Below are 20,888 nucleotides of genomic sequence, written 5' to 3' on the forward strand. Positions count from 1 at the left end.
CCGGCGCCCTAACGGCCGCCCATCATGGCGATATAATCCTGGGTCCAGCGGCTGTAGGATACGCACTGGCCGCCGTTGCCGCTGTCGCACTTCGCCATCGGCGTTTTCCAGAAGGCGATTTTGTCGAACTGGCTGAAGCCGTTGGTTTCACACCCTTTGCTCCCCAGCAGGGTACTGGCCTTGCAGCCTTCCGGCACCGCCGGCACCGACCCGAACCAGGCGGCGACATCCCCCTGCACTTTCGGCTCCAGCGACCAGTTCATCCAGCGGTAGGCGCAGTTGGGATGGGCGGCATCGCTGTGCAGCATGGTGGTATCCGCCCAGCCGGTAACCCCTTCTTTCGGGATCACCGTGGCGATCGGCTGCCCCTCGCCCGCCAGGGCATTGGCCTGATAAGGCCAGGCGCCGGACGCCACCACCCCTTCGTTTTTAAAATCGCTCATTTGCACCGAGGTGTCGTGCCAGTAGCGGTGAATCAGGGGATGCTGCTGTTTAAGCAGCGCCAGCACCGCCTGGTACTGGGTTTCATTGAGCTGGTAGGGGTCCTTGATGCCGAGCTGCGGCTGGGTACTTTTCAGGTACAGCGCCGCGTCGGCGATATAGATCGGGCCGTCGTAAGCCTGTACCCGGCCCTTATTGCTTTTGCCGTCCGGCAGGTTTTGCGGCTCGAACACCACCGACCAGCTGTCCGGCGGCGTGGTGAATACCCGGGTATTGTACATCAGCAGATTGGGTCCCCATTGATAAGGGGCGCCATAGGTTTTGCCGTCGACGTTATACCAGGCGCCGCCCGTCAGGCGCGGATCGATCTTGCTCCAGTTGGGGATCAGGGCGGTATTGATCGGCTGGACGCGTTTGCCGAGGATCAGGCGCAGCGAGGCGTCCCCGGAGGCGGTGACCAGATCGTAGCCGCCCTTGGCCATCAGGCTGACCATCTCGTCGGAGGTGGCGGCGGTCTTGACGTTGACCTGGCAGCCGGTTTCCTTTTCAAACGCCGTCACCCAGTCATACTGCTTGTCGGTCTGGCCGCGCTCGATATAACCGGGCCAGGCGATGATATCCACCCGCCCTTCGTTTTCACCCAGCCGGGTGGGAAGATCGGCGGCCCGGGCCAGGGCGCTGATACATAACACGCTGATACATAAGGCGCTTGACCGCATTATTTTATTCATTGCCTGTCTCCTGTCTCGGGGTCGGGGGGCGGGTGGGAAAACGGGTATCGAATTTGGCCATGATATGGCGCACCACGCTGTACTCCTGCAATGCCTCGCCGGAAAGATCCTTGCCGTAGCCCGAACCCTTCAGGCCGCCGTGGGGCATCTCGCTGACCAGGGTGAAATGGGTATTGATCCAGGTACAGCCGTATTGCAGCTTCGAGGCCAGGAAAAACGCCAGGTCGACATCACGGGTCCAGACCGAGGACGCCAGGCCGTACTCCGAGTCGTTGGCCCAGGCCAGCGCCTGGGCGATATCCTCGAAGCGGGTGACGCTGACCACCGGGCCGAACACCTCTTTTTTGATGACCTCATCGTGCTGCAGGCAGCCGGCCAGCAGCGTGGGCGGGTAATAAAAGCCGGGGCCGGCGTGGGCCTGGCCGCCGGTGACCAGGGAGATATGCGGCTGCTCCAGCGCGCGTTCGATAAAACTGGCCACCCGGTCGCGCTGACGCGAAGAAATCAACGGACCAAGCTCATTGTCTGCATCATCGGGCCGGGCATAACGCAGGCCGGCCACCGCCTCCCCCAGCGCGTCCACCAGCCGGGAGTAGATGCCGGCCTGGGCGTAGATGCGGCAGGCGGCGGTGCAGTCCTGGCCGGCGTTGTAATAGCCATAGCGGCGGATCCCCTCCACCACCGCCTGCAGATCCGCGTCGTCGCAGACAATCACCGGCGCGTTGCCTCCCAGCTCAAGATGGGTACGCTTGATGCCGCCGACCGCCGCCTGGAGGATCTTCTGACCGGTGACGGTATCGCCGGTCACGGAAATCATGCGCACCAGGGGATGATTGACCAGCGCCGCGCCGGTGGTCTCGCCGCGGCCGGAGATAACATTAACCACGCCGGGGGGAAGCAGGCCGTCCAGCCGGGACATCAGCGCCAGGATCGATAGCGGGGTATGTTCGGAGGGCTTGAAGACCAACGTATTGCCCGCCGCCAGCGCCGGGGCTATTTTCCAGGCGGCCATCATCAGCGGGTAGTTCCAGGGCGCAATGGAGGCCACCACGCCGAGCGGGTCGCGGCGCAGCATCGAGGTATGGCCGGCGATATACTCCCCGCCCAATTGCCCTTGCTGGCAACGCACTGCCCCGGCAAAAAAGCGGAACACGTCGGCGGCGGCGGCGATATCGTCCTGCCGCGCCTGGTGCAGGGGCTTGCCGCAGTTCAGCGCTTCCAGCCCGGACAGCAGGCCGGCGTGGCGGTCGATGACGGCCGCGATCTCCAGCAGGATGCCGGCGCGAAAGGCCGGGGTGGTGGCGGACCAGTGCGCAAAGGCGCGATGCGCGGCGTTAACCGCGCCGATCACCTGCTCCTCGCCGGCTTCGTTAAGCGCAAGGATGACCGCGCCGGTGGCGGGATTGATAATCGGCTGCGCGGCACCTTCGCCGGCGACGGTTGCGCCGTCGATGAAGTTGAGCCAACGGGTCTCGCTTAACAGGGAAAGGTCGGTCACGGCGTTGCCCTCGGGGATTGGCGCGGGTGTTAACAACGTAGGTACAATTGCTTACACATTGAGACTATCCCGCAGGCCTGCCAGCGACAAATTCTAAATAACGAACGCCCCGTTCGATTAAAGCGAAACCTTGCGCGCCGACGTCTTTTCGCGCGCCAGCGCCAGGAACGGCGTCACCAGCTCCGGCCGGCTGTTGCCCCGCCGCCAGGCCAGGCCGATATTGAGATGTTCATTCAGATCCGACAACTGGCGGGCCTCAATCATGCTGCCTTCCAGCGACCAGGGACGGTAGGCCATGTCCGGCTGGATCGACACGCCGAGCCCGGCGGCCACCATGCTGCGCACCGCCTCGGTGGACGCGGTGCGCATGGCGATGCAGGGATGCAGCCCGGCCCTGGCCCAGATTTGCCTGGCGTGCCTTTCCATTTCATCGGCGTTGAGCTGCACCAGCGGATAGGGCGCCACATCGCCCAGGGAAATGGCTTCCTGCTCCAACAGCGGATGCAGCGGCGGCAGCCATAACCGGTACGGGGAATGGACCAACACTTCGGTCTGCAGGGCGTGGCGGTCCTCCAGGTTGCTTAAGATCAGCACGCCGATATCGATCTCGCCGTTGACCAGCAGATGCTCGATATAACGGCGTTCATCTTCAATAATCTGCACCGTCACCTCGGGATAACAGGCGCGGAACCGGGTCAGCATATCCACTAAAAAATACCCGGACACCAGGCTGGTCACCCCCAGGGTCAGGTTGCCGCTCAGGCGCGCCATGCCCTGCTTGACGCTGAATTTGGCATTATCCACCGTCGCCAGGATCAGGTTGGCCTGGCGCAGGAACTGGTGGCCCTGATGGGTGAGCGTCATGCCTTTGGCGTGCCGTTCGAACAGCGGCGCCTCCAGTTCCTCCTCCAACTGCTGCACCGCCAGCGTCAGCGAGGACTGGGCGACGAAGGTGGCCTGGGCGGCGCCGGAAATGGAGCCGGCCTCGGCCACCGCAATAAAATGACGTAACTGCCGCAGTGTCAGCATCAGCGCCCGCCCCGTTATCCAAATAATAAGCAACCTTATCTAATAGTTATATAGAGCGGGTGACCCTATAGCCAGTAAATAGCGCGCATGCCGGACAGTTTCGGAAAAATCGAACGCCGCGATCGGCGCCCGCGCCCGCCCGGGGCGCAAAGCGGTGCCGGTGCCGGTCCCGGCCGCGCCCATGCATTTACCGTCGCGGTTGCTATAGTAAACAGGGGATGGAGGTAACAGGGGTAGCGCATGTCTAACTTTGCCATCAGAAATAATAAGGTGTACTGGCGCGCCAGCGGCCAGCAGTTAATCATGGAGGCCTGGGGCGAAGACAGCCTGCGGGTCAGGGTCAGCTACTATGCCAAACTGGATATGCAGCAGGATTGGGCGCTGCTGCCGGTGAAAAAAAAATCCAGGCCGGTCATCACGCATACCGATGGGCGGGTGACCCTGGTTAACGGCAAGATCAGGGCGGAAATCGATAAGCGCGGCCGGCTGGCGTTCTACAACCAGCGCGGCGAGCTGCTGCTGGCCGAACAGTGGCGCCAGCGCACCACCGACGGCATAGAACCGGGCGAGACCGATAAGGACAAATATATCAGCCCGCTGGAAATCGAGGCGCGGGAGTTCAATCCCATTCCCGGCGGCAAATATCAGCTGACGCAGTTTTTTGAAGCGCGGCGCGGCGAGAAAATCTACGGCATGGGGCAATATCAGCAGGGCATGCTGGATCTCAAAGGCTGCCTGCTGGAGCTGGCCCAGCGCAATTCGCAGTCCAGCGTGCCCTTTATGCTTTCAAGCCTCGGCTACGGTTTTTTATGGAACAATCCGGCGGTGGGCGAAGTCCATTTCGCCGCCAACCAGACGGTCTGGCGCGCGCGGGTCACCGACCGGCTGGATTACTGGATTACCGCCGGCGACAGCCCGGCCGCCATCGAGGAAAACTATGCCCGGGCCACCGGCACGGTCTCGGTGATGCCGGAATTCGCCACCGGCTTTTGGCAATCGAAGCTGCGCTACCGCACCCAGGAGGAAGTACTGGCGGTGGCGCGGGAGTACCGGCGGCGCGGGCTGCCGCTATCGGTGCTGGTGATCGACTCCTTCCATTGGCCCATCCAGGGCACCTGGTGTTTTGATCAACGCGACTGGCCGGACCCCAAGGGCATGGTGGACGAGCTGCGCGCCATGGGCATTGAGCTCATGGTCTCCATCTGGCCGACCGTCGACAGCCGGGCCGACAGTTTTGCCGATATGGAAACCAAGGGACTGCTGGTGCGCACCGACCGCGGGGTGCCCATCAATCTCGACTCGCGCGGCAGCACCACGTTTTTTGATCCCACCAACCCCAAGGCGCGCGCGTATGTCTGGAAAAAAATCAAAAAAAACTACTACGATATCGGCATTCGCCTGTTCTGGCTGGATATGGCGGAGCCGGAATACCGCACCTACCACTTCGATAATTATCGTTATGCCATGGGCACTGCGCTTGAAGTCGGCAATGTCTATCCGCAGAACTTCACCCAATGCCTGTATGACGGACAGCGCCGGGAGGGGCAAACCGGCATCGTCAACCTGGTGCGCTGCGCCTGGGCCGGCAGCCAGCGCTTCGACGCGCTCGCCTGGTCGGGAGACGTGCATTCCTCATTCACTTCACTGCGTATCCAGGTGGTCGCCGGGTTGAATATGGGGCTGGCGGGCATCCCCTGGTGGACGACGGATATCGGCGGTTTCCAGGGCGGGGACATCCACGACCCCGGCTTTCTGGAACTGCTGGTGCGCTGGTTCCAGTGGGGCGTGTTCTGCCCGGTCATGCGCCTGCACGGCTGTCGCGAGCCGCAAATCGATCCGCCGGAAAAGTTCCGCGACGGCGTCGAACAGTGCAACAGCGGCTCGGCAAACGAGCTGTGGAGCTTCGGCGAACGGAATTACCGCATTCTGTCGCGCTGGCTGCATATCCGCGAGCGCCTGCGGCCCTATATCCAGCGCCAGATGGTGGCGGCCCATGACAAAGGCACGCCGGTGATGCGCCCGCTGTTTTACGATTTTCCGCAGGATGAGCCCTGCTGGTCAATCGAGGATCAGTATCTGTTCGGGCCGGATATCCTGGTGGCGCCGGTGCTGGAGGCGGGGATGGCATCCCGGCGCGTCTATCTGCCGCCGCTGCCCCAGGGTATGCGCTGGCGGGATTTTTTCACCGGCCGGACCCACCCCGGCGGCGCCTGGATCGAGGTGGCGACCCCTATCGACACCATTCCGGTGTTTGTCAGGAACAAGGCGGATATCGACGCGGACGCGGGCGCTACAGCTTGATAATGGCCGTTTCCCACGGGCGGATAACGCCGTTTTCCCCCAGGGTCGGGTCGGGATAGTTATTGAGCAGCGGGACCGATCGCGCGCCAAGGCGCAGTTCCGCCGGGTCGATGGTAAGCGTAAGGCCGCTGAAATTGCCGAACACCAGATATTCCTCGCGTTCATACCGCCGGCAATAGGCAAACAGCTGGCCGTGGTCGGGCAACAGCAGTTCATAACTGCCGTAGACCAGCCAGTCCGCCGTCTTGCGCAGCGCCACCAGCCGCCGGTAATAATGGAATACCGAATCCTTATCCTCCACCGCCGACAAGGCGTTGATGTCCCAATAGTTGGGGTTTACCTTTATCCACGGCGTGCCGGCGCTGAAACCGGCATGCTCGCTGGTATCCCATTGCATGGGGGTGCGGGCGTTATCGCGGCTCTTGGCGTAGATCGCCGCCATGACGCCATGGGGCCGGTACCCGGCCGCCAGGCGGTCGCGGTACATGTTCAGGGTTTCAATATCGCGGTAATCGGCGATAGCGGCAAAACGCACGTTGGTCATGCCGATCTCCTCGCCCTGGTAGATATAGGGCGTGCCCGCCATGCCGTGCAACACCGTGGCCAGCATTTTGGCGCTTTCAACCCGATACCGGCCGTCATCGCCAAACCGCGACACCGCCCGCGGCAGGTCATGGTTGTTCCAGAACAGGCTGTTCCAGCCGCGGCCGTACAGTTCGGTCTGCCAGCGGCTTAACACGGTTTTCAGCTCACGCAGGTCATAGGGGATGATATCCCATTTTTCGCCACCGACCCGGGCCTGATCCAGCGTCAGGTGGCCAAACTGGAAGATCATGCTCAGTTGCCGGCTCTCGGGATCGCTCCAGCGCACCCCGGTCTGCGGGGTGGCTCCCCAGGCTTCGCCGACGGTCAGGATATCGTCATACTGACCGAAGCCGTCTTCATTGAGTTCCAGCACGTAGTCATGCAACCGGGGACCGTTGGCGATGATGCGCTGTTCAGGGATTTTGCCGATCAAATCGATGACATCGAAGCGAAAGCCGCCCACGCCTTTTTCCAGCCAGAAGGTCAGCACATCGACGATTTCCCGGCGCACCTGGGGATTAGCCCAGTTCAGGTCCGGCTGTTTGCGCGAGAACAGATGCAGGTAATATTCATCGAGCCGTGGTTCATATTGCCAGGCGCTGCCGCCAAATACCGACATGAGATCGTTGGGTTGCTTGGTCCAGATATAATAATCATGATAAGGATTATCCGGCGATGTACGCGCCTCGCAAAACCAGCGGTGCTCGTCGCTGGTATGGTTAGCCACCACGTCCATCATGATCTTCATGCCGCGCCTGCCGGCTTCGGCGATCAGCAGATCCATATCGTCCATGGTGCCGAACTCGTCCATGATGCGGTAATAATCGGCAATGTCATAGCCGTTGTCATCGTTGGGCGACGCGTATACCGGGCATAACCACAGGACGCCCACGCCCAGCAGCGCCAGGTAATCCAGTTTGCGGATAATGCCCGCCAGATCGCCGATACCGTCGCCGTCGGCGTCATAAAAACTGCGGGGATAAATTTGATAGACTACGGAACGATGCCACCATTTATGCTCATGATTCATAAAAGACCCTTAATATCCGCCGGGAGGCTCCTCCTTCCCGGCTGCGCCGACGCGATGCTGGTTTAAGCACGATACTGTTAGGTATATGCCAAGCCGGCGAAAGTCGCCAGCGCCGGCCATGGCGCCGTTTTTGGCGTCAATGGGCCGGGGGCGTGGCCCGCGTTTGCGACGCGCGGGCCTTTTCATCCTCCGCCTCGCCCATGCGCTGCAGCAGCCGATGGCCGATATTATTGGTCCAGTTAAAGCTGTTTTGCAGCACCACCACCGCGATGTTATGCCGCGTGTCCAGCCCGATATAGCTGGAATAGCCGCCGATAAAACCGACCTGGTAGGTAATTTTCTGCGCGCCGAGATCATCGACGATCCAGCCCAGCGCCGCGGCTTCCCGCGTACGGCTATAACGTACGCTAAGGGAGTCCCGCAGCGCCGCGTCCAAGGCGGGATAACCGGTGGGGCGCAGATGTGCGCGCGCATACAGCAGCAGGTCGTCGGCATTGGTGTACAGCCCGGCGGCGCCCACCATATACGATGAAAAATGCCAGTCGGGCACCGCCTGCCCGCGGCGGATAAACTTGGGTTGATCGCCCGCGTGGCCGATGGCCCGGCGCGCATAACCAGGCAATGAGCCGGCGTCGTAGCCGGTATGCTCCAGGCCCAGCGGCCCGGTAATATTTTCCGCCAGCAGCTCTGTGACTTTTTTTCCGCCGCGGCGCTGCAGGATATAATCCAGCAAGGCATAGCCCAGGTTGGAATAGCGCGGTTCCAGGCGGGCGGGACGATGAAAACCGGCCAGCGCATCCATCAGCCGGTCATTATCCAGCGAAGAGTAGAAATTCTCGCCGGTAAATAAATAATGAACGAAAGAAGTTAATATCTCTAGGGAAAACATTTGCCTTGGCAGGCCGGAAGTATGGGTGACTAATTGCAGCAGGGTAATATTGCGCGCGTCCGGGCTGAGCGGCACGGTCGACGGTAATAGCGTCTCCAGCGTCTCATCCCAGCGCAAGAGGCCCTTATTAACCAGAATGACCGTCACCTCGGCAAGGAATCCCTTGCTCACCGATCCGACGGCAAAGAGCGTATCGCCCCGGACGGGGTATCCCCCGCGCTTATCGGTAACGCCATAACCAAAGGTGGCCATGGCGCCGTCGGGCCGCAGCACGCCGACCACCAGGCCGGGCGTTTGCCCGGCGGCGATCATGGGCAGCGCCAGGCTGTCCACCTGGGCGCGCAAATCGCCGTGGCCGGCAAGGCGCAGGCCCTCGACGGCCGAATTATCAATGGGCATGCTTGACAGGGTGGCGCAGGCGGAGAGGACAAATGTGCACGAATACATTAATCCTATTTTAATTAAATTTTTTATCATTGTTTCCAAAAATAATTTTGTCTCATACGTGCCCGCGCTTACCGTCCTGGCCGGCGGGCGCCGATTGTCCCACCCGCCCGCTCCGGTGGCAATAGCTGTCCGGACATTCTTTCAGCGCCTGGCGCGCTTATTAATGTGAGGGCGGTAATTGCGCTATGCGCGGCCCGGGGCGCCGCCGGCGGGGAATAATACGGCACGGGGAAAGGTCACTAAATGCAATAATTCCCTTCATAATAATAAAATGCGCAGAAGCAGACGAAAAATTAAGAAGGTCCTTCAGAATTTGCGCCAAATAGACCTGAATGGTTTACGCCGGCTGTTTATCCCGCGGTCCGGCCAGGCCGCAACCAGCGCGGCAGTGAAAGGCGATGGTTAAAAAAATCTGTCCGGTCGCGACTTTTGCCCTGGCCGCCGCCCGGCGAATAAATCAGCAGGCCTGTTAAATCCGCCGGAAAGGTATCCCAAATAAGATAAAAATATCTCATGATTTAATGTCATCAGTATAGCCTTATCCTCCGCCTAGTATAATCAACGGGTTAACCCACGACTATCCCAGGCCATTGCATACCGGCGCCTTATATAGCCAGGGTGGCAAAAAGCCGGCGCGGCGCGGCGGACATGGCTTTTATTCAGCGGCAATCATGGTTATGCCGGTGGAATAAAAAACAACGTTAAGTATTAACACACTCTTTTGCGGCCCTCAAAGTTCATACTTAATAATATTATTTATTCACCTATCTAATAACGGAAAATAAGCCGCCATTTTTAATGCGCACCCGATCTCAAATACGGCAAATGATTGACGACCAGAATACAGCGACGTGACATAGTTTATTGAGTAATGGCGTTTTTATTAACCCGCCGGCGGCGTGTTCCCGCAAGAATATCCTTAAGGATCGATAACTATGAGCTTAATAAATAACAGTCAGTCCATCTGGCCCGGCGCTGTTTCACCAGGTTACGGCAAAACCTCTAAATATCCCTGGCTGCTCCTGGTGGGAATACTCTATTTATTTTCGTCTGCCGCCCTGGCGGATGAAGGCGATTTCGCCATTCCCGGAGAAGCCCCGCCGCCGCCGGTCAATCACGAGGTGACCTTATTCCAGGATGTCCGCATCTTTGACGGTAAAAGCACCGCCCTGTCCGGTCCGGCCAACGTTCTGGTCAAGAACGGCGTCATTGCGCGCATCTCCGCCGACCCCATCGCCGTGGACAACGGCGACCATGCCCAGGTGATCGCCGGCAATGGGCGCGTGCTGATGCCGGGGCTTATCGACGCGCACTGGCATGCGTTTATGGCGGCAACCCCGCAGATGATGCTGATGACCGCCAGTCCGGACTATCTGCAGATGCGCGCGGCGCACGAGGCCGGCGACACCTTGATGCGCGGTTTTACCACGGTGCGCGACCTCGGCGGTCCGGTATTCGGCCTCAAGCGCGCCATCGACGAAGGGTTGATTACAGGCCCGCGCATTTATCCCTCCGGCGCGTTTATCTCGCAAACCTCCGGCCATGGCGACTTCCGCTTTATGTTCGAGCTGCCCCGCCAGCCTGGCGGCCCCTTAAGCTTTTCTGAACGCACGGGCATTGCCGCCATCGCCGACAGCCCCGACGAAGTCCGCCTGCGGGCCAGGGAACAATTAAGGCAGGGCGCCAGCCAAATCAAGCTGATGGCCGGCGGTGGCGTGGCCTCGCAGTACAATCCCCTCGAATCGGTACAATACACCGTGCCGGAAATTCGCGCGGCGGTGGAGGCCGCGGCCAACTGGGGCACCTATGTCACGGTGCACGCCTACACCCCGGCGGCAATACGCCAGGCGGTGGACGCCGGGGTTAAAAACATCGAGCATGGCCAGCTGATGGACGAGGACACCGCCAAATTACTGGCGGACAAAGGTATCTGGCTGAGCATCCAGCCGCTGCTCGACGATGAGGATGCCTCGCCGCTGCCAACGGAGCTATCCCGGCAAAAAGCCCAGCAGGTATTTGCCGGCACCGGCAACGCCTACCGGCTTGCCGGTAAATACCATATCAAGACGGCTTTCGGCACCGACGCGCTGTTCGACCAGCGGGTGGCCAGCCGCCAGGGCGCGCAGCTGGCCAAGCTGGTACGCTGGTTTACCCCGGCGGAAACGCTGAAAATGGCCACCGGCGACAACGGCGAGCTCATGGGATTATCCGGTTTTATCAATCCCTATCCCGGCCGGCTCGGCACGGTGGAGGAAGGATCGCTGGCGGATCTGCTGCTGGTGGACGGCGACCCGCTGGAAAATATCAAGCTTATCGAGGATCCGGGGAAGAATTTCGTGATCATCATGAAAGACGGCCATATCTATAAAGATATTTTGCCTAAATAGCACCGGGCCGTCTTTGCGCCGCCGGTAAATGGGTGGATTGGGCCGTTTACCGGCCGGGCTAAATTTTGGTATAGCGCAGCCAAACGCCATCGTGATCGGTTTTTTCCACCGATGCGAGCTTCAGGTAGTTCGGCGTTTTCCAGGCCTCGCGGGCAATTTCAAACGACGAGGGACGCCCGGGACGTCCGTCTACCAGCGGCAGGATTAGCACGCTGACCTCATCCACCAGGCCCGCGTTGACAAAAGCGCCGCTGACATGGGCTCCGCCTTCGACAATCAGCCTGGTCACGCCCAGTTCGGCCGCCAGCAGCGTAACCACCGCCGCCAAATCAATTTCCAGTTCGCCGCCAAACACATAGGACACCTCAATGGAGCGCAGGTAGGCCAGAAAATCGTCCGGGACCTGTTTTGTCACCACTTCAATCACATGTGAGTTAAGGGCGGTATTGCTTTTCCAGGCCACCAGACCCCGCGGATCGATGGATATGGCGTACTGTTCGGCATCGCGCCTGGCGAAATAATGGGTACGGGGCAGCGGCGTGCTCGCCAGCCTCTTGGGATAATCGGTGCCGTGGGATATTTCCTGCATGGTCACGCGGCCGCAAATCCAGCCATCGGCCTTAAAGGTGGCGGCGGTGGATTCATACAAGTCCGAGGCGTAGTCAAGGTTCCAGCCATCCGTCAGGCTGCGCCCGTCCACTGCCGACATCATGTGGCATACGATATAAGGTTTCATAATGGACATCTCCGGTGGAGTCATAACCTGAGGTAATTGTAGATCATGGCTGGGGATATTATGACAATACTCCGCCAGCGCGGCGGCAAAACATGAAAAAAGCCCTGACGGTGAGGTCAGGGCTTTCAGGGTGCTACGAATTTAAAATTTAACATTCAATACTTCAATTTTTTAACACAAACCACATTAACGATGTACATTTTCATACGGGAACATTAAGTATTTATAACGAGCTATCCTCCGGTATATTACTGAATAAAAGCTTCCCGACACTTATATTGGTTAATCAGTCCAGACGCCAACCGACTAACACAGCACATCACCCATCGCGATATATACTTTTGTTACAAGACCTTACTTTCTCCGTGATATTCTCAATCATTTGGCTACAAACCCACAATCACGAATATTCACTTCAACTACAAGGCTTTACTGTATCGCGCTAACATTTAAGACCCCATTGTGCGATGATAAAGCTTTATTACGTGGCCTTATTTACCATCGTGACGTCCGCCGTTTGGCAAACTCAAACCTTAAATCACGACTATTTTTACCACTTCGCTGCCTTTATCGCATCATCTTCTGGAACACAGGCTTAATTAAGTATTTCAAAACTGCCTTCGCCTGCGTTAATAATCAATCTACCCCTTTCCATCGTCATGTCAACACTGTAATTAATAACATCAACCCGGCATCACATAAGGACCGCTTATTTCTTAGCGTGCAATCCGCGCGCGGGACAGGAACCTGCGCCGCGACGGGCGCAGGATCATGACAATAGCCGGTTTTCCCTCAGCCTGAAGGATCAGTTGCTGCCCGGCACCCGGGAGGGCTGCGCTTTACGGCCCAGCTCATCAAGCAGGCGAAACTCCTCGTCGGTCAGGCGCACCTGGGTCGCCGCCAGGTTTTCCTCCAGATGTTTTACCTTACTGGTGCCGGGGATGGGCAACATGACCGGGCTGCGTTTTAATATCCATGCCAGCGCGATCTGCCCGGGAGTAAAGCCTTTTTCCTTCGCCAGGGTGTCAAGTATCGATCCGGGATTGGCCAGCTCGCCCGAGGCCAGCGGGAACCAGGGGATAAAGCCGATATTGTTGTCAGTACAATAATCCAGCACGGCTTCGTGGCCGCGCGACACCAGATTAAACATATTTTGCACCGAGACCACCGGGAAAAAGCGCTGGGCGTTTTTGATTTGCTGCACGTTGACTTCGCTCAGCCCGACGTGGCGGATCAACCCTTCTTTTTGCATCTGGGCAATGGCGTCGAACTGTTCATCCTCGGGGACCTTGGCGTCCACCCGGTGCAATTGCCATAACCCGATTTGCTCCACCTTGAGTTTGCGCAGGCTCATCAAAACCGCCTGACGCAGATATTCAGGACGCCCCACCGGCTGCCAGATATTCGGGCCGTGACGCGTTAAGCCGCCCTTGGTGGCGATAAGCAACCCGTCATAGGGATACAGCGCTTCCCGAATCAGGTTTTCGCTGACGTCCGGGCCGTAACTGTCGGCGGTATCGATAAAGTTAACACCCAGCTCCGGCAGGCGCCGCAGGGTATCCAGCGCGGCCTGCCGATCTTCCGGCTCGCCCCAGATGCCGTTGCCGGTGATGCGCATGGCGCCAAAACCCAACCGGTTGATGGTAATATCGCCTAGCGTAAATTGTCCTGAAGCCGCTGCGTTAATCGTGCTCATAATGGGTCCCCTTATGGAGTTGGTGTCTGGAATATCGCTAAGTGCCGCTATGGCGCTGACAGGATGGTGATGAAAATCGAAGGCGACAGCGTCGTGGCTATTTAGAACCGATTGGTTCAATTTATAGCGACACTTCGGGCTTAGCAAGATTTTTTGAACCAATTGGTTTTTTATTGCCGAACGGAACACCCCCCGGCCGGCAAACCAGGGTAAAGTATAGTGCAGGACTGGCCGGAGTGGTAAGCGGGCCCGCCCCGGCGGCCGGACGGCGGCTTTAGATGTACACGTCGACCTTATCGGCGTCGGCGGTGCGATTGACGCCATCGGCTTTAATCTCGTCGGTCGCGGCGGTTTTTTGCGTGCCGACGGATTTTTCGGCCTGCTGCTGGCGCAGTTGAGCAATTTGCGCTTCCAGCATTTTGATTTGCGCCTCAATAAGCTGTTGCTGCTCCTGTTTCAGGTCGGCAGTCAGGCTGGACTGGGAGACAGTTTTCAGTTGCTTGGTCAATTTGGTGATTTGCTGGGTAAGATTCTTGATTTGCGCGGCGACGTCGCTGCCGCCCCCGGACGATGTGGCCGACGCCGAGGATGTGATGGTATTGGACAAGGTAGGGCTCCTTTTTCTATGCACCCGGTAGGTTATCGGCAACCCTGCGGGCGTCTTCAGCGCGCACATTGCAAAGAAAGCGCAAAGAAACCGTAAAAAAAGCCCGATGACAAAGGCAAAGCGGCGCACGGGGGCGCTACGCTTTACGCTGTTTGCCCCATAGCGGCGGCAAATAGTCTGAACCCCGGTCAAAGCCGGGGTTCAGGGCCGGGCGGACAACACCGTTACGCCACATCATGCTCCAGCGCTTTCGGCGCATCCTGGTTGCGCTGTCCAATCGCTATTTTTCGCGGTTTTTCCGTTTCCGGTATTTCCTGCAGCAAATTCACCGTTAACAGGCCATTTTCCAGATTGGCGCCTTCAACCTTGACATGTTCCGGCAGCCGGTAGCTCAGGGAGAAATCAGTCCGGCTGATGCCGCGATGCACCCAGCCGTCTTGTTCTTCAGCGGTGTTTTCTTCTTTGCGTTTACCGCTGATGACCAGCGTGCCGCCCTGGGCGCTGATGTCCAGCTCGTCTTCCTTCCAGCCGGGAACGCTGAGGGTTAAATCATAGCGGTCGTCGCCATGCCGGCGTATATCATAAGACGGCGTCGTGGACAGCGGCGTGTCGCCGGTGAGTTGGCTGAACAGCCGGTCGATGCGATCGAACCGATCGCTGAAAATAGCATCGTTAAAGCTTGGGAATACGGATAATGTTGTGCGTGCCATGGTTAAACCTCCTGAATATCAGTTGCACATTCAAAAGCTCAAACCTGAAGGCAATATCATCTGTTGCCTTCGCTAGTTAAATAAGGGCGCTACCACGGCTTTCAAGGGGAAATTTTGTGATATTGATCACAAATTAAATCACTGGGCCCCGCGTCTTTCCGCCTGTGTGTCCTTACCCGGCGGCAGGCCGAACATCCGGCTATATTCCCGTGTAAACTGCGATACGCTTTCGTAGCCCACCGCAAACGCGGCGCTGCCCGCCGTCATACCTTCCGCGCGCAATAACCGGCGCGCCTCGATCAGGCGCAGCTGCTTTTGGAACTGCAGCGGCGAAAGCGAAGTGACGGCGCGAAAGTGATGGTGGAATGATGACGGACTCATGCCGGCCGCCTGCGCCAGGCTATCGACCCGCAGCGGCTGGGCGAACCCGGTGCGCAGGATGGCGACGGCGCGCGCCACGCGCCGGAAATGGCCGTCCGGCCAGCCCAGGCGGCGAATGGCCGCGCCATGCCGGCCGGCCAGGAGCCAATAATGCAGTTCGCGCACCAGCTGCGCATGCAGCACCGGCACCGCCGCCGGGCGGTCCAGCAGGCGCATCAGGCGCAGCGCCGCGTCGGCGACCTCGGCGTCGGTCGGCTGGGCATGCACCGGGATCCCGGCGGCTGCCGGGTCCGCCTGCATTTCCACCGTCAGCTCCGCTATCACCGCCAGATCCAGGTCCAGCACCAGCGAAAGGTAGGGCGCATCGCTGCTCGCGCCGGTAACCTGGCTTACCGTCGGCACATCCGCCGTGATCAGCAGCGAGTCGCCGGCGCGAAACGAGAACGCGCGGGTTCCCATCGCCACCTGCTTGCTTCCCTGCAGCACCAGGCAAACCAGCGGTCGGGAGATATCGTAAACCAGTCCGCTGGGCGCGGTCGCGCGGATGGTGGTCAGCCCGGCGATGGGAGTCTGGGCAAGTCCGGCGGGATCGGCGTAAGCCTCGACATACCGTCGCACGGCAGTAAGCAGGGTATCATTCATGCGCAGATGCTAGCCGATCGCCGGCCGGCAGGCAAATCAGTTTGGAGGAATAGGCAAAGAACGTCGAGGTTTCGGCAACGATGAAGGCACGGCGGACCGCTTATGATGGACATCCCAATCAAGAGGAGTGCCCCATGACTAAAATCGCCATCGTTACCGGCGCCAGCCGCGGACTCGGCCGCAGCAGCGCCTTAGCCATCGCCCGCCGCGGCGGGGATGTGATCATCACCTACCGCAGCCGCGGCGAAGACGCCCGATCCGTCGTCGCCGACATCAACGCCATGGGGCGCAAGGCGGTCGCCCTGCCCCTCGATACCGGCAATATCGCGGGCTTCGCGCCGTTTGCCGCGGCGGTGAAGGCGGCGCTGAGCGAAACCTGGCGGCGCGACAGCTTTGATCATCTGGTCAATAATGCCGGCCATGGTGATTACGCACCTATCGGACAAACGACCGAGGCGCAGTTCGACAGCCTGGTCAACGTCCATTTCAAAGGCGTGTTTTTCCTGACCCAGGCGCTGCTGCCGCACATGGCGGACGGCGGACGCATCGTGAACCTGTCCTCGGGCCTGACCCGGGTAGCGTATCCCGGCTACGCCGCTTATGCCGCGGTAAAGGGGGCGGTTGAGGTGTTAAGCCTCTACCTGGCGAAGGAACTGGGCAGCCGCGGGATTGCGGTCAATACCGTGGCGCCGGGCGCCATCGAAACCGACTTCGGCGGCGGCGCGGTGCGGGACAATCCGGAGATCAACAGGATTTTCGCCGCGATGACCGCACTCGGCCGCGCCGGCCTGCCCGACGATATCGGACCGATGATCGCCAGCCTGCTGTCTGAAGACAACCGCTGGATTAACGCCCAGCGTATCGAGGTCTCCGGCGGCCAAGGCATCTGAGGCGGATATCCGTGCGCCGCCGGACGCCGTTATTTCACCTCGCGGGCGATCCGCGGCGCCTGGAATAAGGGGATGTCATTACCGGTAATGTATTTCTTGCGCAGCAGGGACGAAATCTTATCCATGACCATCACAATTACCACCAGCACCAGGGTAATAAACATCACCACATCCCAATTCCACAGGCGCATATTTTCAGCGTAAACCAGCCCTACCCCGCCCGCGCCGACAAAGCCCAGCACCGCGGCGGAGCGGGTATTGGACTCAATCTGGTACAGGCTGAGCGCCAGGAAGGCGGGAAACGATTGCGTATAGATGCCGAAGCGCTGTTTTTGCACGTAGTTGGCGCCCACCGCGCTCAGGCCGCGGCCGGGCGATTTATCCACCGCCTCATGGCCTTCGGCGTACAGCTTGCCGAGCAGGCCGACATCCTGCACGATAATCGCCATCACCCCGGCCAGCGGCCCCATGCCGACGGCGCGCACGAACACCATTCCCCAGATAGCCATATCGATACCGCGGAAAATATCAAACGTGTGGCGGACCACAAGGGCGATAGGCCGCAGCGCCGGCGTGGACATCACGTTGCGCGCCGCCAGGAAAGACAGGGGCAAGGCAATCAGGGTGGCGGTAAGGGTGCCGACCCAGACAATGGCGATGGTGAGGAAGATCTGCCCGAGGTAATAGGCAAACGGCCAGTGGGCCACATCATGCCAAACCAGCATGCGCGCCATGTAATGGCCGATTTGCTGGCAACCGAGCAGGAAACGCGGCCACGGCAGGCCGAACGCCGAAAAAAAATAAACATAATACAGCGCGACGGCGGCGGTCAGCAGGCCCAGCCGGCGCAGGTAGCGGTTTTGCCGGGCGAAGATATCTTTATGCTGCCGCCTGGATTCCGCCAGCGCCTGCGGTGACAATGTTGTGGTCGGCATCAGCCTCTCCCCTCCACGACCCATTTGCGCAGCCTGCCGGAAATATAATCCAGCAGCGCCACCACCAGGATGATCAGCAGCAGCGTCATGCTGACCTGATCGTACTGATCGAGTTTAATATTGGTCATCAGCTCCTGGCCGATGCCTCCCGCCCCCACCAGCCCCAGAATGGTCGACAGGCGGAAATTGATTTCCAGGCGCATAAAGCTGTAGGACAGGAAGATCGGCTTCACCTGCGGCCACAGGCCGAAGCGCATGCGCTGCAATGTCCCCGCGCCGCAGGCGGACAGCCCGCGCACGGGTTTGTCCGAAGCCGACTCAATGGCTTCATAAAACAGTTTGGTCAGGCTGCCGACGGTATGCACCGCCAGCGTCAGGAACCCGGGGAACGCGCCGATGCCGAACGCCATCACAAACATCACCGCCCAGGCCAGCTCCGGCATGGTGCGCAAAAACGCCACCAGCGTACGCAGCGCGAAGCGCAGCGGCGCGGGACTGCGGGTATTATTGGCCGCCAGAAACGCCAGTACGCTGGCGACCAGCACCGATAATATCGTCGAAGCCAGCGCCAGCTGCACGGTATCCCAAATCAGCGGCAGCTGGATAGGCAGCCGGTAGCCCCAGTAAGGCAGCGAGCCCAGGGTATGGCGATCGGCGAACAATACCCGCCAATGCAGGACAGGGATGGTTTGCGCCAGATAGTCGAAAAAGTGGGGAATGGCGACCCAAACCGCGTACAGGTTGAATTCGGCGATATTGCCGGCGCCAAGATACAGCACCACCAGCGCCCCCGACCATAGCAGCGAGTCGCGTTTATGTTTGCGCCGGACCTGATGGTAATAGTGGTTGAAATCAGTATTCATAGGCCATCGTTTCAGAGCCGGCCGCCAACTGGCGGCCAGCGGGGGTTAACAACCCTACCGCGCCTTAGCGATTGCCTTTCACCAGCTCGCGTTTCAGGTCGATAATATCCTGGAATTCCTTCAGGGACGTGGGGGCGATATGCTGTTTGCCGCCAACCGCCTTGATAAAGCATGAGTGGTCTTGCTTATCCAACTGCTCGATAGCGTCGACCAGTTTGGCTTTAAAATCCGCCGGCAGGGAGTGGCGTACTAATATCGGGCCATTGGGAATTAACGGCGATTGCCAGATAATGCGGATTTGTTTCATCAAATCGGGATGGTCCGCCTTAATCAGGCGCACAAAGGCGCCGGTGTTGTAACCCTTATCGTAATCGCCCACCATCGACGCCCAGGTTACCGCCCCTTCGAACTGGCCGTTCAGCACGCCCAGAATATCCTGCTCATGACCGCCGGAAAAAGTAACGCTTGAGAAAAAGTTATTGTATTTATTATCAATATTGCCGCCAAATTGCTTCTTGAACACATGATCCGGGATCAGATAACCTGAGGTGGAATCCTGGTCGGCGTAACCAAAGGATTTACCTTTCAGATCTTCCAGCTTTTGATACGGGCTGTCGGCCTTGACCACCACTACAGAATGATAGCCCCTTGACTGATCGGTGTCGTCCACCACGATGCCCGCCAGATCGACCGCGTTGGGATTGGCGATATACACCGAGGCAAAGGACGACGGCGACATGCTCAATACCATATCCACCTTCTCGCCCAATAACCCCTGGATGACGCCGGAATAATCGGAGGAGTTGCGCAGCTTGGTATCGACATTTAATTTTTTATCCAGAAAATCTTTTACGCACATATTGTCTCCAATCTGCTGCGTCGCGTTCTGCCCGCCGAGAATACCCAGGTTAAGTTCTTTCGGGGCATCGGCCGCACCGGCATTCAATGTCATGAAGGCACCGGCCAGCAAGGTTATCAGGGAACATGTCTTTTTCATTAAAATAGCCTTTGTGAGTCAATGAATAAAATGGCAAAAAGTGTGGGTTAATCCAACCCGCCCGCTCTATTAACGGAGGCTGATCTGCTTATCAATGAACCTGGGCAATTTCATCGCCATATAATATCTGCAAGACGTGCTCATCCAGCAGATCGGGATGTCCGTCATAAACAATCCGTCCCTGGGAAATACCTATTACTCGCGTGCAATATTCTTTTACTAATTCAACGGAATGCAGGTTTATCAAAACGGAAATATTATTTTCGGCCACGTTCTTCAGCGCACCCATAATACGGTGGGTATTTTTGGGATCGAGAGAAGCCACCGGCTCGTCCGCCAGCATTATTTTCGGGTTTTGCATCAGCGCGCGGCAAATGGCCACCCGCTGCATTTGCCCGCCCGACAGATGCTCCGCCCGTTGCAGGGCGTGGGGCAGCATATTCAGCCATTGCAGGAGTTCGATCGCCCTGGCGCGATCGTTATCGTCGAATATTTTAAACAGGGATTTTAACGTCGATGTCTGGCTTAATCGTCCCAGCAGAACGTTGGTAATGACATCCAGGCGCGGCACCAGGCAAAAATCCTGGAAAATCATGCCGCACTGCGCCCGCCATCGCCGCATCTGGCGCGCGGGCAGACTGGCGATATCCAGCATGCCGCCGTCTTGCGCGTAATGCAGGATTTCGCCGCCGGAGGCGGGCAATGAGCCGTTGAGGATATGCAGCAGGGTGGATTTCCCCGCGCCGGAACGGCCGATGATCGCGACAAATTCACCGGCGTACAGGTCAAAGTTAATGTCCTGCAATACCTTATTTTGCGGATTAAAATGCTTATTCAATCCCCTGACCGCCAAGACCTTTTTTTGTTCCAGCGCCAGCAGTACGGGATCCTCGGGCTGCGCCAACTGCAACAGTGCCTGTGCCATAAGTTTGCTCCGGAATAAGTCTACCAAACCACTATGGATTGCTATTAACGGATTAATATATGACAGCAGGATGATATTATTATGATGCTCAGGTGACGCTGCCCCGGATTAAGTCATTCATCAGCCTGTTGCCCCAAAAAATATATTCCCGTCGCATGAGCAATATCT

The 20,888-nt window shown here is 58.7% G+C and carries 17 protein-coding genes; 3 read left to right on the plus strand and 14 right to left on the minus strand.

Annotated elements, in window-relative coordinates; genetic code table 11:
- Positions 1–8 precede the first annotated feature (8 nt).
- The 3 genes from ydcS to ACL2XM_RS19180 all read right to left on the minus strand — a co-directional run bounded on the left by ydcS (position 9) and on the right by ACL2XM_RS19180 (position 3,699).
- Positions 9–1,160: a putative ABC transporter substrate-binding protein YdcS gene (gene ydcS, locus ACL2XM_RS19170; protein ID WP_410016652.1), complete on the minus strand. Its 1,152-nt coding sequence runs from the start codon at positions 1,158–1,160 to the stop codon at positions 9–11.
- 4 nt (positions 1,161–1,164) lie between these two features.
- Entirely contained in the window at positions 1,165–2,670 is a 1,506-nt protein-coding gene (locus tag ACL2XM_RS19175) for a gamma-aminobutyraldehyde dehydrogenase (protein ID WP_413731407.1), read from the minus strand.
- Positions 2,671–2,787: 117 nt separating this feature from the next.
- Positions 2,788–3,699: a LysR substrate-binding domain-containing protein gene (locus tag ACL2XM_RS19180; RefSeq protein ID WP_410012423.1), complete on the minus strand. Its 912-nt coding sequence runs from the start codon at positions 3,697–3,699 to the stop codon at positions 2,788–2,790.
- A gap of 240 nt (positions 3,700–3,939) precedes the next feature.
- Between ACL2XM_RS19180 and ACL2XM_RS19185 the strand changes: the two genes are divergently transcribed.
- Positions 3,940–6,000, plus strand: a complete 2,061-nt coding sequence (locus ACL2XM_RS19185) for a TIM-barrel domain-containing protein (RefSeq protein ID WP_413731408.1) — start codon at positions 3,940–3,942, stop codon at positions 5,998–6,000.
- Here ACL2XM_RS19185 and ACL2XM_RS19190 read toward each other — a convergent pair.
- Both ACL2XM_RS19190 and ACL2XM_RS19195 read right to left on the minus strand, forming a co-directional pair.
- Entirely contained in the window at positions 5,990–7,615 is a 1,626-nt protein-coding gene (locus ACL2XM_RS19190; protein WP_413731410.1) for an alpha,alpha-phosphotrehalase, read from the minus strand. The genes ACL2XM_RS19185 and ACL2XM_RS19190 overlap by 11 nt on opposite strands.
- A gap of 136 nt (positions 7,616–7,751) precedes the next feature.
- The gene (locus ACL2XM_RS19195) at positions 7,752–8,951 is read right to left on the minus strand and encodes a serine hydrolase domain-containing protein (RefSeq protein WP_413731411.1); all 1,200 of its coding nucleotides are present in this window, start codon (positions 8,949–8,951) and stop codon (positions 7,752–7,754) included.
- A gap of 935 nt (positions 8,952–9,886) precedes the next feature.
- Here ACL2XM_RS19195 and ACL2XM_RS19200 point away from each other — a divergent pair.
- Positions 9,887–11,338, plus strand: coding sequence for an amidohydrolase family protein (locus ACL2XM_RS19200; protein WP_413731413.1), 1,452 nt, complete (start codon positions 9,887–9,889; stop codon positions 11,336–11,338).
- Positions 11,339–11,396: 58 nt separating this feature from the next.
- On the opposite strand, the gene ACL2XM_RS19205 is transcribed toward ACL2XM_RS19200, so the two are convergent.
- From ACL2XM_RS19205 to ACL2XM_RS19225, 5 genes are all read right to left on the minus strand, one after another.
- Entirely contained in the window at positions 11,397–12,074 is a 678-nt protein-coding gene (locus ACL2XM_RS19205) for a RibD family protein (protein WP_410012428.1), read from the minus strand.
- 805 nt (positions 12,075–12,879) lie between these two features.
- A complete protein-coding gene (locus ACL2XM_RS19210) occupies positions 12,880–13,770 on the minus strand; it encodes an aldo/keto reductase (protein ID WP_410012429.1) in 891 nt (296 codons plus the stop codon).
- Positions 13,771–14,044: 274 nt separating this feature from the next.
- Entirely contained in the window at positions 14,045–14,377 is a 333-nt protein-coding gene (locus ACL2XM_RS19215; RefSeq protein WP_413731416.1) for a FlxA-like family protein, read from the minus strand.
- Positions 14,378–14,601: 224 nt separating this feature from the next.
- Positions 14,602–15,087 (minus strand): Hsp20 family protein, encoded by a 486-nt coding sequence (locus tag ACL2XM_RS19220; protein ID WP_410012431.1) that lies wholly within the window; start codon positions 15,085–15,087, stop codon positions 14,602–14,604.
- Positions 15,088–15,225: 138 nt separating this feature from the next.
- On the minus strand, positions 15,226–16,110 hold the full coding sequence (locus ACL2XM_RS19225; RefSeq protein WP_413731418.1) for an AraC family transcriptional regulator: 885 nt from the start codon (positions 16,108–16,110) through the stop codon (positions 15,226–15,228).
- Between the two features lie 134 nt (positions 16,111–16,244).
- Between ACL2XM_RS19225 and ACL2XM_RS19230 the strand changes: the two genes are divergently transcribed.
- Complete coding sequence (locus ACL2XM_RS19230; protein ID WP_413731419.1) at positions 16,245–17,000, plus strand: SDR family NAD(P)-dependent oxidoreductase; 756 nt, start codon at positions 16,245–16,247, stop codon at positions 16,998–17,000.
- 29 nt (positions 17,001–17,029) lie between these two features.
- Here the strand turns inward: ACL2XM_RS19230 and phnE (ACL2XM_RS19235) are convergent, their stop codons facing one another.
- The 4 genes from phnE (ACL2XM_RS19235) to phnC form a co-directional block, all read right to left on the minus strand.
- Positions 17,030–17,935: a phosphonate ABC transporter, permease protein PhnE gene (gene phnE, locus ACL2XM_RS19235; protein WP_413731420.1), complete on the minus strand. Its 906-nt coding sequence runs from the start codon at positions 17,933–17,935 to the stop codon at positions 17,030–17,032.
- On the minus strand, positions 17,935–18,798 hold the full coding sequence (phnE, locus tag ACL2XM_RS19240) for a phosphonate ABC transporter, permease protein PhnE (RefSeq protein ID WP_410012435.1): 864 nt from the start codon (positions 18,796–18,798) through the stop codon (positions 17,935–17,937). Before phnE (ACL2XM_RS19240) ends, phnE (ACL2XM_RS19235) begins: the two co-directional genes overlap by 1 nt.
- Positions 18,799–18,862: 64 nt before the next feature.
- A complete protein-coding gene (gene phnD / locus ACL2XM_RS19245; RefSeq protein ID WP_410012436.1) occupies positions 18,863–19,795 on the minus strand; it encodes a phosphonate ABC transporter substrate-binding protein in 933 nt (310 codons plus the stop codon).
- A gap of 91 nt (positions 19,796–19,886) precedes the next feature.
- The gene (gene phnC / locus ACL2XM_RS19250; protein ID WP_413721959.1) at positions 19,887–20,720 is read right to left on the minus strand and encodes a phosphonate ABC transporter ATP-binding protein; all 834 of its coding nucleotides are present in this window, start codon (positions 20,718–20,720) and stop codon (positions 19,887–19,889) included.
- Positions 20,721–20,888: the final 168 nt, after the last annotated feature.

Origin of the sequence: Sodalis sp. RH20 (genome assembly GCF_047324205.1) — a bacterium.
In the GTDB taxonomy this organism is placed as follows: Bacteria; Pseudomonadota; Gammaproteobacteria; order Enterobacterales; family Enterobacteriaceae; genus Acerihabitans.

What these genes read in the sequence shown, in the direction of transcription:
- ydcS (WP_410016652.1), bottom strand. Translation starts at nt 1,160, where the DNA reads ATGCGGTCAAGCGCCTTATGTATCAGCGTGTTATGTATCAGCGCCCTG.
- ACL2XM_RS19180 (WP_410012423.1), bottom strand. Translation starts at nt 3,699, where the DNA reads ATGCTGACACTGCGGCAGTTACGTCATTTTATTGCGGTGGCCGAGGCC.
- ACL2XM_RS19185 (WP_413731408.1), top strand. Translation starts at nt 3,940, where the DNA reads ATGTCTAACTTTGCCATCAGAAATAATAAGGTGTACTGGCGCGCCAGC.
- ACL2XM_RS19190 (WP_413731410.1), bottom strand. Translation starts at nt 7,615, where the DNA reads ATGAATCATGAGCATAAATGGTGGCATCGTTCCGTAGTCTATCAAATT.
- ACL2XM_RS19195 (WP_413731411.1), bottom strand. Translation starts at nt 8,951, where the DNA reads ATGTATTCGTGCACATTTGTCCTCTCCGCCTGCGCCACCCTGTCAAGC.
- ACL2XM_RS19200 (WP_413731413.1), top strand. Translation starts at nt 9,887, where the DNA reads ATGAGCTTAATAAATAACAGTCAGTCCATCTGGCCCGGCGCTGTTTCA.
- ACL2XM_RS19205 (WP_410012428.1), bottom strand. Translation starts at nt 12,074, where the DNA reads ATGAAACCTTATATCGTATGCCACATGATGTCGGCAGTGGACGGGCGC.
- ACL2XM_RS19210 (WP_410012429.1), bottom strand. Translation starts at nt 13,770, where the DNA reads ATGAGCACGATTAACGCAGCGGCTTCAGGACAATTTACGCTAGGCGAT.
- ACL2XM_RS19220 (WP_410012431.1), bottom strand. Translation starts at nt 15,087, where the DNA reads ATGGCACGCACAACATTATCCGTATTCCCAAGCTTTAACGATGCTATT.
- ACL2XM_RS19225 (WP_413731418.1), bottom strand. Translation starts at nt 16,110, where the DNA reads ATGAATGATACCCTGCTTACTGCCGTGCGACGGTATGTCGAGGCTTAC.
- ACL2XM_RS19230 (WP_413731419.1), top strand. Translation starts at nt 16,245, where the DNA reads ATGACTAAAATCGCCATCGTTACCGGCGCCAGCCGCGGACTCGGCCGC.
- phnE (WP_413731420.1), bottom strand. Translation starts at nt 17,935, where the DNA reads ATGCCGACCACAACATTGTCACCGCAGGCGCTGGCGGAATCCAGGCGG.
- phnE (WP_410012435.1), bottom strand. Translation starts at nt 18,798, where the DNA reads ATGAATACTGATTTCAACCACTATTACCATCAGGTCCGGCGCAAACAT.
- phnD (WP_410012436.1), bottom strand. Translation starts at nt 19,795, where the DNA reads ATGAAAAAGACATGTTCCCTGATAACCTTGCTGGCCGGTGCCTTCATG.
- phnC (WP_413721959.1), bottom strand. Translation starts at nt 20,720, where the DNA reads ATGGCACAGGCACTGTTGCAGTTGGCGCAGCCCGAGGATCCCGTACTG.